A 731-nucleotide genomic window follows, 5' to 3' on the forward strand; every position below is an offset into this window, starting at 1 on the left:
TCTTCGGTTAAGCCAAGGACATCAAAGACAATATCATCAAGTTCATAGTGGGCAAATATAAATCTATTTTTTTTCACTGTTTTCTTCTCCCTCTATTATTTTAATTTCTTCTTCTGTCAATCCATAAAGTTTGTAAACCAGCTGGTCAATTTCATTTTCAAGCTCTTTTACCTTCTTTTGCTTTTTTGGGTTGGAAAGGTAATCATCAGATTGAGTGATGGAGAGAATTTGGGAGACAAGGGATTCTATCTTCTGGACAATGTGTCGGTTTTGGGAAGTGATGGAAGGAAGAGGAAGTTGTTCCAAAAATGCTTTCTTATATCTAAATCCTTCCTTTCCCAAACCACCTCCAGCATAAAACTCTTTGAAGAAAAAAGAACCTGGTTTTGAATTTAAAACGCCTAAAATGTATTTAAGATTGTTTCCAACCATTATAAAAGAGGTAGCCTCGCAGTAAATACCACTGTTATCATATGCAAAACTTGGTTCTCTCACTATTTCCTGCCACACGATTTTTTCTTTTTCAAATTCATGGTAATAGTCGCAATCCCTTAATTCCCACCAATAATCTCCCTGGTCATCTCTATCAAATAGTCCTTTTCTTCTTGTTTCTTCTGTTTTAAGATTGGCGAATGAAATTAAATGGTTGTAGATAGCTGGAAACATCATTTTGAAAAATTCCTCTGGTTTATTTTTACCACGATTTTTATTGGTCCATCCAGATTCAATTT

At 34.5% G+C, this 731-nt stretch carries 1 protein-coding gene; it reads right to left on the bottom strand.

The genetic code is table 11. The features are described from left to right. Nucleotides 1–63 precede the first annotated feature (63 nt). A partial coding sequence (locus N2712_08040; protein ID MCX8029927.1) for a hypothetical protein occupies nt 64–731 on the bottom strand: 668 nt, incomplete at its 5' end.

The organism is Brevinematales bacterium, from assembly GCA_026415355.1.
Classification (GTDB): domain Bacteria; phylum Spirochaetota; class Brevinematia; order DTOW01; family DTOW01; genus SKYB106.